Raw genomic sequence first — 18459 nt, forward strand, 5'->3', positions numbered from 1 at the left:
AGCTTGATTTTTAATGAATTCCTACCAGCGTGCCATACAATTACTGCATACCGTATCTACTGATAAAGGTTTTCTTGCCAGTGCAAACGACATTAGTAATTACCGCAGAATTTGGGCTCGCGATGGAGTGATTTGCGGACTTGCGGCTTTGTTGGATGGCAACGAAAAATTAGTGTCAGCTTTTAAAGCAACCCTTCAAACACTAGCCGATCATCAGCATTATTTAGGTAATATACCATCAAACGTATTTTATGACGAGCCTAAAACTTTGTTGAGTTTTGGAGGATTGGCAGGCCGAGTTGATACGATTCCTTGGTTTGTAATTGGGATGTGTAATTATGCACACATTACTGGTGATATCGATTTTGCAAAAGCGCATTTAGAGCACATTAATCGCGGGCTAAAACTTATGGAAGCATGGGAGTTTAATCACAACCACCTAATGTATGTGCCGCGATCCGGAAATTGGGCTGATGAGTATATTACCGAAGGCTATATTTTATATGATCAACTGTTACGCCTGTGGGCGTTACGTTGTTTCGACAGCTTGTTTCCTAATGAAGTGGTAAGCAGAAAAGCCAATCGCATTCAACAAAAAATTGTTGAGAATTATCGTAAGCATAAAATTAAAAACGATCCTTATCATCCAAAAGCATTCAAAAGCTTGAGAGCAAAGAATTATTGGGTGGCGTCATTTAATCCGTCCGGCTATCAAAAACAATATGATGCATTTGCCAATGCATTGGCACTTTTTTTGAATATCGATTCCGAAGGTTTCGAAAATGAATTGATTACCTATTCAGAAGAGTTGCGCAATTCGCTGCCATTAAAACTACTTCCAGCTTTTTGGCCACCAATTAAAGAAGGCGATCCCGAATGGAGTATGTTAGAGAATAATCGAAAGTATGAATTTAGAAACGAGCCTTATGAGTTTCATAACGCAGGTACTTGGCAAATGGTAAATGGTTTTTACGGCCTTGGTCTTGTAGCTAATAACCGGATGGATGAAGCAAAACAAATTCTTAAACATATTGATCAACTAAACGAAAAAGAAGATTGGGGGTTTTATGAAAACTTCAATACAGAGACTTGCAGTCCAACTGGAGTGCCCAAATGTTCTTGGAGCGCCGCAGGATCAATAATATTGAGTCAGGTGATTCAAGGTAAAAAATTACTATCCTAACCTTATAAAGATTAATGAATAAATCAATCGACATACTGTGCGTTGGCGAGGCGCTTATTGATTATATCGGGCATCAAACAGCACCGAGCCTTTCAGAAACAAAAGATTACCATCGCTATTTAGGAGGGTCGCCTACCAATGTTGCAATGAATATGGCTCGACTAGGCGTTAGCACATCCCTAGTTGCTAGTATAGGTGATGATGGTTTTGGTAATTATGTATTAGATAAATTGAATACGGCAGGTATTGATACGTCAAATATCCAGTCATTAAATGATATCCCAACCACCGTTATTTTTGTTTCTAGAACGACTGATACTCCCGACTTCATCCCGTACCGCCAGGCGGACGTAATGATATCAAAAGAGCAACTACCAGACTCACTTTTACAGGAAAGTAAAATCTTTCACACAACTTGTTTTGCATTGAGCAAGGAGCCGGCACGGCAAACTATTCTAGAGGCCGCAAAACGTGCGCATAGCTGCGGTGTTAAATTGAGTATAGACATTAATTACTCGGAAAAAATATGGCCTGAACGGGCTGAAGCCATTCAATGTATAAAACAATATTGCAGCTTAAATCCATTGATCAAGATTAGTGAAGACGACATGGAGCGCCTTTTCAAAAAACAACTTAGCCATGAGGAGATCTTTTCATTTTTTCATGATTTAGGTGTCGAGGTTATATGCCTTACTTTAGGTAGTAAAGGAGTAAAAGCTTCTCATAAAAAAGAAGGGACAATCACTTTGCCTGCTATCAAGATTGAAAAAATAATGGATGCGACTGGAGCGGGTGATGCATTTTGGTCCGGATTTCTCTTCGCCTATTTGAAGGAAAATTCACTTGAGCATTGTCTAAAAACCGCCTTAAAGTTAGCTGCTTTAAAGCTTCAAAACGTTGGTCGGCTTCCAGAAAATGTTGATGTTTTGTCAGAATTATTAAGCATTGAATAGGCCTTGACGATAGTAATTATAGTACCTTTAATTTTAACAAAAAGCAGAGTAGTTAACTAAATGTAACTCTTCTATGAGCGAAAAGACCAAAAAGCAAGAAGCACTCGATTATCACGAATTTCCTAAGCCGGGAAAAATAAAAACTGTTCCTACAAAAAGTTACTCTAGTCAGCGTGATTTAAGTTTGGCATATTCACCTGGAGTGGCAGAGCCATGCCTTGAGATTGAAAAGCGAAAATCGGATGTATATCGTTATACGAATAAAGGTAATTTGGTCGCAGTAATTTCTAACGGAACAGCTGTTTTGGGCCTTGGTGATATTGGCCCTGAAGCCTCAAAACCTGTAATGGAAGGGAAAGGTCTACTATTCAAAATTTTTGCTGACATCGATGTTTTTGATATTGAAGTTGATGCAAAAAATGTTGATGCTTTTATTGAAACGGTTAAGAATATTGCGCCCACTTTTGGCGGGATCAATTTAGAAGATATTAAGGCTCCTGAAGCGTTTGAAATTGAACAACGTTTAAAGGAAGAACTGGATATTCCGGTAATGCACGATGACCAGCATGGTACGGCAATTATATCGGCTGCGGCTTTGTTGAATGCAACGGAGATCGCTGGCAAAAAAATGGGAGATGTGAAAATCGTGGTCAGTGGAGCTGGTGCTGCTGCAGTTTCATGTACTAGGTTGTATAAAGCATTTGGAGCAAAATCAGAAAATATAGTAATGACTGATAGTAAAGGAGTCATTCGCAAGGACCGAGAAAATCTTACTTCCCAAAAAGCAGAATTCGCTACGGGAAGAGATATAAATACATTAGAAGATGCATTTGTTGATGCTGATGTTTTTATCGGATTGTCGATGGGTAATATCGTAAATCCGGATATGCTTAAGAGTATGGCTCCAAATCCGATTGTGTTTGCAATGGCAAATCCAGACCCGGAAATTCCATATGACCTTGCTTGTAAAACACGAGATGATATTATTATGGCTACTGGTCGTTCCGATCATCCTAATCAGGTTAACAATGTATTGGGATTCCCTTTTATTTTTAGAGGCGCATTAGATGTTCGCGCTACTAAGATTAATGAAGCCATGAAAATGGCTGCGGTAAAAGCTTTAGCTGATCTTGCTAAAGATCCAGTGCCAGAACAAGTAAATATTGCCTACGGAGAAACCCGGCTTACATTTGGAAAAGATTATATCATCCCAAAACCATTCGATCCTCGTTTAATTACAAAAATACCCCCTGCAGTTGCAAAAGCGGCAATTGAGTCAGGTGTAGCGACTGAAAAAATAACGAATTGGACAGCCTATGAAGATGAATTATACGAACGCTTAGGTTCTGACAATAAAATTTTGCGATTATTATTAGATCGAGCAAGACGCAATCCTAAACGTGTTGTCTTCTCCGAGGCTGATCATCTTGATGTATTGAAAGCTGCACAAATCGTTTACGAAGAGGGTGTAGCAATTCCTATTTTATTAGGGCGAAAAGATGTCATTGAAGAATTAAAAAAAGAAATTGATTTTGAGGCCGACCTAGAAATAATTGATCCTAAAAGTGACGAATATTGCGGTCAGAAAAATAAGTATGCTCAAACCTATTACGAAGAACGCAAGCGTCGAGGAGTAACTATTTATGATGCGGAAAAGAAGCTGCGAGAGCGAAACTACTTTGCCGCAATGATGGTTAACGAAGGTGATGCGGATGCCTTAATTACCGGTTATTCTAGAAGCTACCCATCAACCTTGAAACCTATGTTGGAGCTTATAGGTACGTATCCTGGAACCGATAGGATTGCGACGTGTAACCTCATGCTAACAGAGCGTGGCCCGATGTTTTTATCCGATACTTCGATTAATATAGATCCAACTAGTCGTGATTTAGTGAAAATTGCTCGTATGACAGCTCATATGGTAAAAATGTTTGGAGTAGAAGCAAATATGGCAATGTTGTCATATTCTAATTTCGGTTCTTCAAGTAACGAAAAGGCAGAAAAAGTTAGGCAAGCTGTTCAGATTTTGCATAAGGAATTCGATTATATTGCGGTCGACGGAGCACTACAAGCGGACTTTGCTTTAGATCCTGAACTGCGTAATAGTAAGTTTCCATTTTCTAAGTTAAACGGCAAGAAAGTAAACACCCTTATTTTTCCAAATTTAGATGCGGCCAATATTACTTATAAATTGATGAAGGAATTGAACAATACGCAGTCTGTAGGACCAATTATGCTGGGTATGCGAAAACCTGTTCATATATTACAGCTAGGAGCAAGCGTCGAGGAGATGGTTAATATGACAGCTGTTGCTGTTGTAGATGCACAGGAGAAGGAAAAAAGAGAAAAACAGCAGGCTAAATAATGGGAGATTTTGAATTGAAAGAAACTCGAAAAAGCTTTCTAGATATTTAGGATAATGCGCTCGATAATATTAACACCCAACGTCCAATAATTTCATTACATTTACCGCCTAACCGGTATTTAAATGATCACCCAACTACAAGGAAAACTTGTCGAAAAAAACCCTACGCATGTTGTGATCGATTGCAATGGCGTTGGGTACGAAGTTAATATCTCACTTTTTACTTATTCTAACCTCCCAAATTCTGAGGCTATAAAGCTATTGACGCATCTTCAAGTTAAAGAAGATAGTCATACATTGTTCGGATTTATCTCTTCGGTAGAGCGCGAAATTTTTCGGCTGTTAATCTCCGTTTCGGGTATCGGAGCGAGTACTGCGAGAACGATGCTGTCTTCCTTAGATCCGACGCAAGTTCGGGATGCAATTGCATCGGGTGATGTGCCGACTATTCAATCCGTAAAAGGAATCGGTGCTAAAACCGCTCAGCGCGTTATTCTTGATTTAAAAGATAAAGTACTAAAAGTGTACGATATTGATGAAGTTTCCCTTGTTCAAAGCAATACTGTTAAAGATGAAGCGTTATCAGCTTTAGAAGTTTTAGGTTTTACCAGAAGAGCGTCTGAAAAAGTAGTTGACGGGCTATTAAAAAGGACACCAGATTTAAATGTTGAGCAGCTGATAAAACTTGCGCTAAAAAATCTATGATTGAGTTGAAATTTTACGCTCCCAAAAATGTCGTAATTGCCATCTTTACTTTTTTTGTATTGGTGGTTTCTTCAGTAAAAATACAGGCACAAGACTCTACTGCCGTCGGTTATAGTGCAGGAACTTTATTACTAAAAAATCCGCAAAGTATTATCTCAAAATATAAGTACGATCCTAAAACCGATCGATATATTTATACTGAGAGTGTGGGCGATTTTAATATTTCATATCCAAAAATATTAACGCCAAAGCAATATCAAGATCTTATTTTAAAAGAAAGTATGAAGGCATACTTTAAAGAAAAACTAGATGCCGTATCAGGAAAGAAGGAAGGAAGTGAGGATGCACAGAAAAATTTACTTCCCGATTTTTATGTAAAATCGGACCTCTTTCAATCCATTTTTGGTGGTGATGTAATTAGCGTTGTGCCCCAGGGTTCCGTTGGGATGGATCTCGGTATTCGATTTCAAAAAAATGACAATCCATCATTATCACCACGAAATAGACGAAATCTAAGCTTCGACTTTCAACAGCGTATAGAATTGAGTTTACTCGGTAAAGTAGGAGAGCGACTTCAAATTGCGGCTAACTATAATACCCAAACTACTTTCGATTTTCAAAATCTCATAAAATTAGAATACACACCTACGGAAGATGACATTATTAGAAAGATTGAGGTCGGTAATGTGGCAATGCCATTAAATAGCTCACTTATTACCGGTGCCCAAAGCTTATTTGGTGTCAAGACCGAGCTTCAATTTGGTAAAACCACAGTAACAGCGGTTTTTTCTGAACAGCGTTCACAAACCAAGACGGTTATCGCTCAGGGAAATGGAACATTGGAAGATGTTAAGCTTTTTGCGTTAGATTATGAGGAAGATCGTCACTTCTTTTTATCTCAATACTTTAGAGATACCTATGACGAAGCAGCAAAGACCTATCCATACCCGAATACTCAGGTTCAAGTAACCAGAATTGAAGTATGGGTAACAAACCGAGGACAACGAACACAAAATGTAAGAAACTTAATTGCATTACAGGATATTGCTGAATCTGATCTTACAAAAATTGGGATTGATAATCAGGCTAATTTCCTAAATGCAGGAGTTTTACCCGGCGCTTTTCCTGATAATAGTAACAACAAATTTGACCCATCTGAAATAGGAAATCCTGCAAATTCCGATTTAACAGAAGCTATAAGAGACATCGCTACAGTACAGTCGGGCTTTGGAGGTAGAAACGCGAATGAAGGCTTCGATTATGCCATTTTGGAAAATGCGAGAAAATTACAACCTAATGAATATCGCTTAAACGCACAATTGGGATATATCTCATTAAATCAACGTTTGAGTAATGATGAGGTATTGGCTGTAGCTTACCAATATACTGTTGGTGGTCAGGTTTTTCAAGTAGGTGAGTTCGCAAATGACGGAGTTGATGCGACAACAATTGGGACACTGCCAAACTCAAATATAGAAGTCATTAATAACAACAACCTCGTTGTTAAAATGCTTAAAAGTAGTTTAACAAGTGTTGATGAGCCTGTTTGGGACTTGATGATGAAAAACATTTATTCAACAGGCGCTTTTCAATTAAGTCCAGAAGATTTTAGATTGAATATTTTATATTCCAATCCTTCGCCAATCAACTTTATCGAAGTAAGTGAGGGTAACGCTGGTAGTTTTCCGAATACCGAGGAAAAAGCCGAGCTGGAAGAAACTATCTTGATTAATTTGTTTGGACTGGATAGACTTAACATTTATAATGATCCACAAAATGGCGGAGATGGCTTTTTTGATTTTGTAGATGGCTATACTGTCGACACTCGAAATGGTAGTATTATATTCCCATCAGTAGAACCATTTGGAGAGGCCTTATTTAATAAATTATCTGAATCGAGGACGGCAAATCCTTTAGAGGATTATGAAGTTGAGGCTACTTATAACCCGAACCAATCTCGTTATGTATATCGAGAAATGTATGAAAGTACAAAGGCCGATGCATTAGATGCAGCTGCAAAGAATGTCTTTCAAATAAAAATACGGTACAAATCTACTGGGGGAGATGGAATAGCTGTGGGATTTGGCTTATCACCGGGTTCGGTGAAAGTTACTGCTGGTGGTCGTGTGCTTCAAGAAGGAATTGATTATACTGTGAACTATCAGGCAGGGCGTGTCCAAATTTTAGATGAATCGTTAAAAGCATCAAACACACCTATTGAAGTTTCAACAGAAAATAACGCATTATTTAGACAACAAAATAAGCGATTTGCTGGAGTTGATGTGGAGCATAAGTTCAATGATAACTTTTTAGTTGGGGGTACTTTTTTAAATTTAAATGAACGACCACTAACCCAAAAAGCAAATTACGGTGTAGAGCCAGTTAGTAATACAATCTTAGGTGCTCGTCTGAATTTTTCAACAGAAGCTCCTTTCTTAACGAGGCTAGCAAACAAACTACCAAATATTGATACTGATGCAAAGTCTAATTTTTCAATAAGAGCTGAAGCTGCATATTTGTTTCCCAATGCGCCTAAAACTGCAGATTTTAATGGAGAGGCAACTGTATATGTCGACGATTTTGAAGGTGCGCAGTCAACAATCGATATAAAATCGCCTTTAGCATGGAGTTTATCAAGTACTCCGCTAGGTGTTGAAGGTGGTGATATCCAGACCGGAGATCCTAATATTTTAGAGAATGGTTATAACCGTGCTAAATTGGCTTGGTATACCATCGACCCTATTTTTTACAATAATCAAAGGCCAGGGGATATTAGTGATGATGATGTTTCCACTAATGAAACGCGTCGAGTTTTTGTGAACGAGATATTTCCGAGAACAGATTTGGCGCAAGGGCAAACTACGGTGCAGTTTACCCTAGATTTAGCATACTATCCTGACGAACGTGGTCCTTATAACAACAATCCAGCTTTTGACGCGGAACCTAATCCTGATAAATGGGCTGGAATTACAAGATCTATTACTGCTACTAACTTCGAGCAATCAAATGTGGAATATATTCAGTTTTGGGTGCTAGATCCGTTCAATCAACCGGGAAACACAAATCAAGGAGGGGAGCTGGTATTTAACCTTGGCAACATTTCTGAAGATGTTTTAAAAGATGGTAGAAAACAATATGAAAACGGATTACCTGAGGCAGGAGCTACAGGAAATAACCTAGAGGTGCGACCAACGCCCTGGGGACAAGTGCCAGCAAATCAGTCGTTGGTATATGCTTTTGATGCTGTAGACGCGAATAGAAATGTTCAAGATATTGGTTTAGATGGTTTGAATGATGCCGAGGAAGCTGCTTCACCTTTTTATACCAATGGACCAGCAGATGATCCGGCTTCGGATAATTATCAATACTTTTTAGATGCTACTGGTGACGTCTTAGAACGTTATAAAAAGTTTAATGGACTAGACGGTAACTCTCCGATAGAGGTAGGAGATACGAATCGTGGCGCAATTACACTTCCGGATGTAGAAGATGTGAATCGTGACTTGACTATGAATACAATCAATAGTTATTTTGAATATACTATTCCGATTGTGCCTAATATGAGTGTGAACACGTCGCGTTTTATTACTGACGAAAAGGAGCGCGAAATCACACTTCCAAACGGTAGAACTTTAACGGCTAGATGGCTTCAATTTAAAATACCGATCAATCCACAAAATTACGATGAGACTGATCCAAACACGATATTAAGTCGGGTAGGTGGTATTAATGATCTTCGTTCCATTCGATTTATTCGTATGTATATGAAAGGATTTGAAGATCCAACTGTACTGCGTTTTGGTACGCTTGATCTTATACGTGGTGATTGGCGTCGTTATACCGAAAGTTTAGAAGCTGATCTCGATCCTGAAGATGGCGATGGTACAGAGGTTGATGTACTTTCAGTAAATATCGAAGAAAACTCTGATCGTGTTCCTATACCTTATGTATTACCTCCAGGAGTTCAGCGGGAACGATTGAATAATACGAATAACATTATTCGTCAAAATGAGCAATCATTAGCCCTTACGGTTTGTGGTGATAATGGGTTGAATAGTGGCGATTCGCGCGCAGTATTTAAAAATATTGATATCGATATGCGGCAGTACGAACGATTACGTATGTTCTTGCATGCTGAAGCTATTCAAGGAGGACCAGTGCCATCTGATAATACATTAGTTGCGTTTATTCGTTTTGGGACCGATTTTACAAATAACTATTATCAAGTTGAAATTCCATTACAGCTTACCCAATTTGGAGCAAGCACTGAATCTGAAATCTGGCCAGCGGATAATGAAATATTATTACCACTAGACCTTCTATCTCAGATTAAGTCTCAAGGAATTTCAGATGGAACTCTAGGGAATCCGAATGCGGTATTTTATAATGCAAATGGTGAGGTTGTAAATGAGCTGGACCCTAGGCAAGCAGCTGAACTTAGAGTAGCAATTAAAGGAAATCCAACTGTAGGAAGTGTTCGAGCATTAATGGTTGGTGTAAAAAATACTGATGTTAAGGGTGTTTGTGCTGAAGTATGGTTTAATGAATTGCGTTTATCAGGATTGGATAGCGAAGGTGGTTGGGCTGCAATTGGACAAATAGACACCAACTTAGCCGATTTTGCTTCAATTTCGGCAACCGGTAGAATGAGTACCATCGGTTTTGGAACGATTGAACAAGGACCTCGTGAGCGTAATCTAGAAGATTCAAGACAGTATGATATAACGACGAACTTAAATGTCGGGCAACTGTTGCCAAAAAAATGGGATGTACAAATTCCATTTAGTTATAATATTTCAGAGGAAATCATCACTCCCCAGTATGATCCTTTTTACGAAGATTTAAAGCTTAAAGATCGGTTGGACACAGCTGATTCGCAAGAGGAAGAAGATGCCATTTTAAATCGTGCTGAAGATTATACAAAGCGAACGAGTCTTAATTTTATTGGAGTACGAAAAAATAGAACGCCCGAGCAAAAAGAACGCATTTACGATATCGAGAATTTCGATTTTTCTTATTCATATAATGAGACGAATCATAGAGACTATGAGATAGAGAATCGTACTGATCAAAATGTTCGTTTGGGAGTTAATTATGGATACGCTTTTAAGCCATTAAATATTGAGCCATTTAAAAAGCTAGATTCTCTTAAAAGTAAGTATTGGGATTGGTTGAAGGAGATTAACTTCAATCCACTGCCCACTAGTATCGCGGTAACTTCTAATTTAACTAGAGCATTTAGCGATCAGCGTTTTCGCGAGGTGGATTTTTCTGGAGATGTAAATCCAAATAACATCCCATTACCATCCATTCAACAACGCAACTTTTTATTTGATTGGGCATATAGCGTCAACTATAATTTAAGCCGGTCATTGCAGGTTAATTTTACTGCGAGTAATAACAATATTATTCGTAACTATTTTGATGAAGACGGTGATGTGCTGCGTGAGAATAATATATGGAGTGGTTTTTGGGATATTGGCGAACCTAATAGGCACACCTCTCGTTTAGAGGCGAACTATGAGTTGCCAATTAATAAGATTCCGCTATTTAGTTTTATTGATTCTAATTATGCTTATACAGGTGATTTTGACTGGCAACGAGAAGGTTTAGCGGTCGAGGAAGTCGTGGGAGAACGAATTAATACAATTCAAAATGCCAATACACATCGATTGAATACAACCTTTAATATGGATAAGTTGTATCAATATCTTGGGTTGGTTAAGAAAACATCAAATAGTACAACTGGTAGTCGAACAGGTGCAACTCGAGGGACTAGGAATCCTAAGAATAATCCTTTAGCAGGGAATCAGTCAGCAGCACAAGACAAACCAAAAAAGGGTCTAAGTGCTGGGAATAAAGTTGCCAATACTTTAATTGGCTTAGTTACTGCAGTAAAACGTTTTGGGGTTGATTATTCGGAAACAAATAGTAAAACCTTGCCAGGTTATACGCAGTCAATCGGCTTTATCGGAACGCTACGTCCTTCAGTTGGTTTTGTATTCGGATCTCAGTCTGATGTTCGTTTCGAAGCTGCAAAACAAGGTTGGTTAACGACCTTTCCAGAATTCAATCAGCAGTTTTTAGAGACCAGACGTAAAACACTTGCAGTTACCGCAAACATTGAATTATTGCCTGATCTTGTAATTGATCTAACGGCTAATAGATTGTTCAATGAAAATATCGCCGAGAATTTTAGAGTTGACACCAATGCAGATAATGAGTTGTTCTATAATCAACTACTAAGTAATCGTTTTGGGAACTTCGAGATCTCAAATTTCATGCTTAAAACAGCTTTTAAAACAAGCGATCAAGGATTTTCGGAAGTGTTTCAAACCTTTAGGGATAACCGCTTAGAGATAGCACAACGTCTTGCTGCTGAACGTGGCTTGAATCCGAATGATGTTGATGGAGATGGTTTTCCTGTTGGACTTGGTAAGACCAACCAATCGGTGCTTATTCCAGCTTTTGTGTCAGCTTACACAGGACAAGATGCTAGTAAGGTGGAGTTAGGAGCGTTTAGAGATATTCCGATTCCTAACTGGCAGTTGAAATACACTGGCTTAATGAAAATTCCCTGGTTTAAAAAGAAGTTTAGACGTTTCTCGATTCAGCATGGATATCGCTCGTCTTATACAATAAATAACTTTACCACGAACCTTGAGTTTGATGCGGCAAATGTTGGAGCTTTAGATCAGGCGGGTAATTTCTTAAATGATCAATTGTTTTCAAATATCAATTTGGTAGAACAATTTAATCCGTTGGTAAAAGTTGATTTTGAATTAAAGAGTTCACTGAAGGTGCTGGCTGAAGTAAGAAGAGATCGTGCCTTATCACTGAGTTTAGATAACCAATTATTAACTGAGGCAACTGGTCAAGAATATGTTTTTGGTCTTGGTTATCGTGTGGCCAATGTGCCTTTCACGATGACATTAGGAGGAAGAAGACAGACCTTTAAAGGTGATCTAAACTTTAAGGCTGATGTTTCATTGCGTGATAATATTACGGTAATTAGAAGCTTAGATGTTGAGAATAATCAAGTGACAGCTGGTCAGAAACAATGGTCTTTAAAGTTCACTGCTGATTATGCATTGACGAAAAACTTGACCACCGTGTTTTTCTATGATCATGCATTTTCTGAATTCGCAATTTCAACTGCTTTCCCGCAGACCACTATTCGAAGCGGATTTACCTTGCGATATAATTTCGGAAATTAAATACGATTCTAGATTGATTGTAATAGCCGATTAGGCCCGTTACAATTATTATTTTGACCGTTTACTAAGCCTTTTAAACGAAGAATCCCGCACCTTGTCAGGATTTAAGAGGAATAAGGACAGTATTGTTCTATATTTAATCTGTTAAGGTGTTTTACAAACTAAATTAAAACCAATAAAAGCCACTTTATTGCTAAGGAAGTGGCTTTTTTTTGTGCCCTATTTTGAAAAAGAAAAAGCCTTTGAACTACTATTCCAAAGGCTTTGCATTTTAAATATTATTCTTTCTGATTAAGAGACCGCTTTCAATTTCTTAATTGCGTCTTTAGTCAATTTCTCCTCAGCATATGCTTTGGTGACCTTTAAGTCTTTCTCGTCAGAACCTGGCATGTCGAACATGGCATCAGTTAAAACGGCTTCGCATAAAGAGCGTAAACCACGAGCTCCTAGTTTGTATTCTATCGCTTGTTCCACAATATACTCCAAAGCACCTTCAGTAATCGAGAACTTGATTTCATCCATTTCAAACAGCTTTTTGTATTGTTTGATGATGGCATTTCGAGGTTCCGTTAAAATGGCACGTAAGGTTCCAGCGTCAAGCGGATTCATATACGTAAGTACTGGCAATCGACCTATGATTTCAGGGATTAGTCCAAAATCTTTTAAGTCCCTCGGTATGATATATTGCAACATATTATCATCGTCATAGCGACTTTCTTTTTTAGAAGCACTATAGCCAATGGCTTGCATATTTAATCGCTTGGTAATGTGTCTTTCAATACCGTCAAAAGCACCGCCAGCGATAAACAATATATTTTCTGTATTTACCTCAATAAATTTTTGATCCGGATGCTTACGGCCACCTTTTGGTGGAACGTTTACAGTAGTACCTTCTAAAAGCTTTAAAAGGGCTTGTTGCACCCCTTCACCTGAAACATCTCTTGTGATTGATGGATTATCACTCTTTCGAGCTATTTTATCAATCTCATCAATAAATACGATACCGCGTTCTGCTTTCTCAAGATTATAGTCGGCTGCTTGCAACAAACGAGTTAAAATACTCTCTACATCCTCTCCAACATATCCAGCTTCAGTAAGTACAGTAGCATCTACAATGGCAAGTGGTACATTCAACATTTTGGCAACTGTTTTTGCCATTAATGTTTTGCCAGTTCCGGTTTGCCCAACCATGATGATGTTACTTTTCTGTATCTCGATATCATCTTTGGTAGCGGGCTGTAACAATCTTTTATAGTGATTGTAAACTGCTACTGACATGACGCGCTTAGTAAACTCCTGACCAATAATAAACTGATCTAGAAAACTTTTAATTTCTTTCGGCTTCTTTAAAATAAGTTCAGCCGAAAGCTCATCAGTTTCCGTTTGTTTAGATTCTTCTACAACAATACCGTGTGCCTGCTCAATACATCGATCGCAAATATGCGCATCAAGGCCAGCTATTAGCAAATTGGTCTCAGGCTTTTTACGCCCACAAAACGAACATTCTAATTCTTCTTTAGCCATTACTATCTTCTTCCTCTATTAGTTTGTAGTTTAGTTTTAGTAGGGAAAACTGGGTTAAAATTACATTAACTTTTCGTAAGTAATTCATCGATCATACCATACTCCTTCGCCTGTGGTGCTTTCATCCAGTAATCACGATCACTGTCTTCATAAACTTTGTCATAAGTTTGACCAGAATGTTTTGCGATTATATGATATAATTCTTCCTTAATATCAAGTACCTCTTTAGCTGCAATCTCAATATCACTCGCTTGCCCACGAGCGCCACTCATTGGTTGGTGAATCATTACACGCGCATGCGGTAAAGCCGAGCGTTTTCCTTTTTCACCTGCACATAATAAAACGGCACCCATCGAAGCTGCCATTCCTGTACAAATAGTAGCAACGTCGGGATTAATAAATTGCATAGTGTCATAAATACCTAATCCGGCATATACACTACCACCTGGTGAATTGATATAAATCTGAATATCTTTTGAATCATCGACACTTGCTAAAAATAACAATTGTGCTTGTATAATGTTTGCAATTTGATCATTAATGCCCGTTCCTAAAAAGATGATGCGATCCATCATTAATCTTGAAAATACGTCCATCGCTACTGCGTTCATTTGGCGTTCTTCAATAATATTAGGGGTCATACCAACTGGGTACATGCTACTAATAACTTGGTCATATACCATGCTATTAATGCCTTGATCTTTTATTGCGAAATTTTGAAATTCTTTTCCGTAGTTCATCTAATAACGAATCTAAATAGTTTATTCAAAAATAACGATTCTTGTGTAAACAATTAAGGCGTGACTCATTTTTGAACCACGCCTCAAGCTTCTTTTATCTTTTATTTAAGGGTTTAGCTATAAACTTCTTTAATGAAGTCGTCATAACTAATTTTCTTAACCTTTAAATTGGCGTTTTCTTTATAAAATTCAATCAACTTTTTGCTAAGCATTTGTTCGTTGATTCTTTTAATCTCATCTTGATTACCTAATACACGTGCTGCGATATTATCAAGCTCTTCTTCTGATGGGTTTAATTGACCAAATTGTGCCATTTGACCTTTTACCATTTCTTTAGTTCCTTCTTTGATCTCATCGAAAGTAACTTGAAGATTATTATCAGTGATTATTTTACCTTCAATAAGTTGGTAACGTAATCCTTTTTCAGACTTTTCATATTCTTCTGATGCTTCATCTTCAGATAATGGATTCTCCCCTGATGTTTGGATCCATTTTTTAAGAAAATCTGCAGGAAGTTCGAATTTGGTGTTCTCGATCAAGTTCTCAGTTACATCATTTAGTAATTTTTGATCCGATTGTTGTGCGAACTGCTTTTCAGCATCTTCCTTAAGTTTTGCTTTTAATTCGGTAACCGATTTAACAACATCTTTCCCGAACAATTTGTCGAACAAATCTTGATCAAGATCAGCACCTTCACGTTGGTTAATTTCTGTAATAGTGAAAGTAACTTCAACATTCAATTTATCAGCTTCTTCGGCATTAACACCAACATAAGAAACTAGGCTATGTGTTTCATCAAACAAGCCTTTTGTTTTTAAAGTCAACACATCATCCACCTTAGCACCTAAAAATGCATCAGTATTTTTCTTGCCTTTGATTTTGTCTAAGCTGAAAGTGGTGCTTTTGTCAATCTCATTTTCTTCACTAAAGAAACGTCCTGTAACTTCATCACCTTTTTCAACAGTATCCTTTGCGATTAATTTTCCGTATTGATTTGCGATATTTTCAATTTGATCGTCGATCATTTTGTCAGTCGCCTCGATGTTATAATGTGTAATCGCTTTTTTGCTTTTTACCTTTACATCAAATTCAGGAGCAAGGCCTAACTCAAATTCAAAAGAAAACTCATCAGCATCCCAATTTAAATCATCTTGTGGTTTTGGTAGTGGATTACCAAGTACATCTAACTTTTCTTCAGTTAGGTATTTGTTCAAAGCATCTTGAAGTAATTTGTTTACCTCATCAACCAAAACAGCTTTCCCATATTGCTTTTTAACTAAGCCCATAGGTACATGTCCTTTTCTAAAGCCGGGAATGTTAGCATTTTTGCGGTAGTCGCTAAGTACAGTGTTTACTTTGTCAGCATAATCGTCTTTAGCAATATCAACCTTTACAACAGCGTTTAAAGCATCGATGTTTTCTCTTGTAATATTCATTGTCTGTTTCTTTCTTTAAAACGGGCTGCAAAAGTACTTTTTTTTTGCTATTTCGCCAAGTTTTAACAGCTTGGAAATTAAGCGGGAAACTTAGATAGGAAGACTCTTAATAGGTTTATTGTATTCCATCCTTTAAGTAGAAGGAATTTTAAGACTTGTCCTTCTTCAACATCGAATGTAAAATAGATTGTAATATAGATAGAAGAAAGCTAAAAATAAGCGCATATAAAAGTCCTGAAACCGCAAAACCATCGATTAGTTTGTCGGCTAATAAGATGATGAGTCCATTAATGATGATCAAGAATAACCCTAAAGTGAGAATGGTAATAGGAAGGGTTAAAATGACTAAAATAGGCTTGACAATTAGGTTGAGTAAACCTAGAACTACAGCCACTATCAAAGCGGTGACGTAACCATCTACCGAAATACCCGGTAGTACATATGATAAAATAAATACAGCGACACCTGTCAATAATAGTTTAAGAAGCAAATTCATTGGTTTAGGTTTTAAATGGAATATGAAGATAGCGTTTTTCGCTTATATTCTTACCTCTGTCTCTTTTTCTCGGAGGCAATTCTTGGAATATTGGAATTGGCTCCCTTCCCTTGAGGGAAGGGTTGGGGATGGGTGTTGTGATAATTCCCAAAACTTCAATATCAATATAATTTGGAGTTCATCAGGGTGAACACCCCTCTAAATCTCCCCTCAAGGGGAGACTTTTGTCTGGTTTATCTCTTTCAGAGAACGGGATTGTGCGTAAGATTCGGAAGTAGCTTATTCAATATAAACCGTAGGAAACGATCCAGGATTTACCTTAGGGATAGTCGAATTATACTGCGCATTAATGGCATCAATAATCCCATTGGTGACTATGGCGTAGCCTCTTGCCGTTGGGTGTACGCCATCTAAGGAGAAGGCACCGCCTGTTGCAAAGGTTGAGGTTACAAGTCCAGCATCGGTCATTATTCCGCCATTTGCAGATTGTGCTAATGTGGTTTTTACATCAAAAAATGCAAGATTATTAGCTGTAGCGAGATTTTGAATGGTGCTGTTGTATGCACTTTGTGCTGTACTTATAGCGCCTAATTCATCTGAGTCTAGTACATCTTTGTCATCAATTCCGCTTACAGCAGCTAATAAGGTTTGTATTTGTTCTGCATTTGGTGTGCCACCTTGTTGCAACAGGCCTAATACTTGTAATACCGAGTCACTTAAAACAATCGATCCATAGCCTTGTGCTAGCGCAGCTTGGTCGATTGTTAGTAAAAGTAATTCGTTCTCACTCATTTGGCGAATACCTAATGGATTGGTCTGGGTAACTGGAACATCAATTAAAAATCGGTTTGGTCCTGGTTTAAACGTAAACGCATATTGAGATGCAACTGCCTGGGCTTGAGAAGGAGGAACACCTTGTTGAATGAGTACTTGCGTGAAAACTCCGCTAACCGCTTGAAAAGCTCCGGTTAAACTTGCAGCATTTTCTGCAGAGAGCACTAGTGCATTATTCGGTACGGTTGTGAAAAATGGGATTGATGTAACATCTGGTAAATTCAGTACCACTCCTTTTGCATCATTTTGAGTAAGGCCACCAATTAAGGTTTGGAACACACCAGCAAACAAATTCGGATCGGTGATATCATTAGGTCCATACATGGTGGCGTCCAAATTTCCTGTTTGATCAACTCCAACTCCGCCTGAAGTGGCATAGGATAAGACATCATTATTTCCAATCCATAAGGTGAAAAAAGTCGGGTTTTGAGCGACGGCATCTTCTAATATAGAGGCATTAGGTGTTGAAGCAAATCGTGCGAAATATGGATTAGCCGCTCCTGTCGCTACGCCAGCAATATTGCCATAACCATTCGCCACTAAATGATAGCTTTTTGCCCCTGGGACACCCATATTATTATATGGGCCTTCGAGTACAGTAGATACTTCGGTTGAAGGTATTCCTTCGATAAATTTTACTGCACCTAAATTACCAGTAACATCTTGAGTTAATACCCTGCGTTTGTCTGCTATTTGGGTTCCGTTCAAGGTTAGCCCTCCAATATTATCGGCGGCTAGCGGTTGCGTAAATGTATTACTGCTAACAAATGATAGTTGTTTTGCCAGTATATTTGGAAATGAGTTTTCCTGACCTAATTGATATAAGGCGCCATCTGCAAAACCGGCGGTAAGTGAGTTTCCTACAGCAATGGTGGCGCTAAAATTGGCTTCGCCGGCATCAAAAAATCCGGGATCCTCGATTGCACGTTCAAATTCAGGATCGCAAGAACTGGCAAAAATAAGAAGGAGGCTGACGGCTATATATTGAATGTGTTTTTTCATGATT

At 38.2% G+C, this 18459-nt stretch carries 10 protein-coding genes; 5 read left to right on the forward strand and 5 right to left on the reverse strand.

Annotated features, from left to right (window positions below; genetic code table 11):
- The first annotated feature begins 13 nt into the window (after positions 1 to 13).
- From GWK10_RS12945 to sov, 5 genes are all read left to right on the forward strand, one after another.
- A complete protein-coding gene (locus GWK10_RS12945) occupies positions 14 to 1183 on the forward strand; it encodes a glycoside hydrolase 100 family protein (protein ID WP_164032804.1) in 1170 nt (389 codons plus the stop codon).
- A 14-nt stretch (positions 1184 to 1197) separates the two neighbouring features.
- Complete coding sequence (locus tag GWK10_RS12950) at positions 1198 to 2136, forward strand: carbohydrate kinase family protein (RefSeq protein WP_164032805.1); 939 nt, start codon at positions 1198 to 1200, stop codon at positions 2134 to 2136.
- A 73-nt stretch (positions 2137 to 2209) separates the two neighbouring features.
- On the forward strand, positions 2210 to 4501 hold the full coding sequence (locus GWK10_RS12955) for an NADP-dependent malic enzyme (RefSeq protein WP_164032806.1): 2292 nt from the start codon (positions 2210 to 2212) through the stop codon (positions 4499 to 4501).
- A 123-nt stretch (positions 4502 to 4624) separates the two neighbouring features.
- Positions 4625 to 5206 carry a Holliday junction branch migration protein RuvA gene (gene ruvA / locus GWK10_RS12960; RefSeq protein WP_164032807.1) on the forward strand — a complete coding sequence of 194 codons (582 nt, stop codon included), beginning with the start codon at positions 4625 to 4627 and terminating at the stop codon, positions 5204 to 5206.
- On the forward strand, positions 5203 to 12423 hold the full coding sequence (sov, locus tag GWK10_RS12965) for a T9SS outer membrane translocon Sov/SprA (protein ID WP_164032808.1): 7221 nt from the start codon (positions 5203 to 5205) through the stop codon (positions 12421 to 12423). Before ruvA ends, sov begins: the two co-directional genes overlap by 4 nt.
- Before the next feature lie 291 nt (positions 12424 to 12714).
- On the opposite strand, the gene clpX is transcribed toward sov, so the two are convergent.
- The 5 genes from clpX to GWK10_RS12990 form a co-directional block, all read right to left on the reverse strand.
- Positions 12715 to 13947, reverse strand: a complete 1233-nt coding sequence (gene clpX, locus GWK10_RS12970) for an ATP-dependent Clp protease ATP-binding subunit ClpX (RefSeq protein WP_164032809.1) — start codon at positions 13945 to 13947, stop codon at positions 12715 to 12717.
- Between the two features lie 65 nt (positions 13948 to 14012).
- Complete coding sequence (gene clpP / locus GWK10_RS12975; protein WP_164032810.1) at positions 14013 to 14687, reverse strand: ATP-dependent Clp endopeptidase proteolytic subunit ClpP; 675 nt, start codon at positions 14685 to 14687, stop codon at positions 14013 to 14015.
- Positions 14688 to 14800: 113 nt separating this feature from the next.
- Entirely contained in the window at positions 14801 to 16123 is a 1323-nt protein-coding gene (gene tig / locus GWK10_RS12980; protein WP_164032811.1) for a trigger factor, read from the reverse strand.
- Positions 16124 to 16271: 148 nt separating this feature from the next.
- Positions 16272 to 16619 (reverse strand): phage holin family protein, encoded by a 348-nt coding sequence (locus GWK10_RS12985; RefSeq protein WP_164032812.1) that lies wholly within the window; start codon positions 16617 to 16619, stop codon positions 16272 to 16274.
- 279 nt (positions 16620 to 16898) lie between these two features.
- Positions 16899 to 18455, reverse strand: a complete 1557-nt coding sequence (locus GWK10_RS12990; protein WP_164032813.1) for an SGNH/GDSL hydrolase family protein — start codon at positions 18453 to 18455, stop codon at positions 16899 to 16901.
- Positions 18456 to 18459 lie beyond the last annotated feature (4 nt).

This window comes from Spongiivirga citrea (assembly GCF_010671565.1).
Taxonomy (GTDB): domain Bacteria; phylum Bacteroidota; class Bacteroidia; order Flavobacteriales; family Flavobacteriaceae; genus Spongiivirga; species Spongiivirga citrea.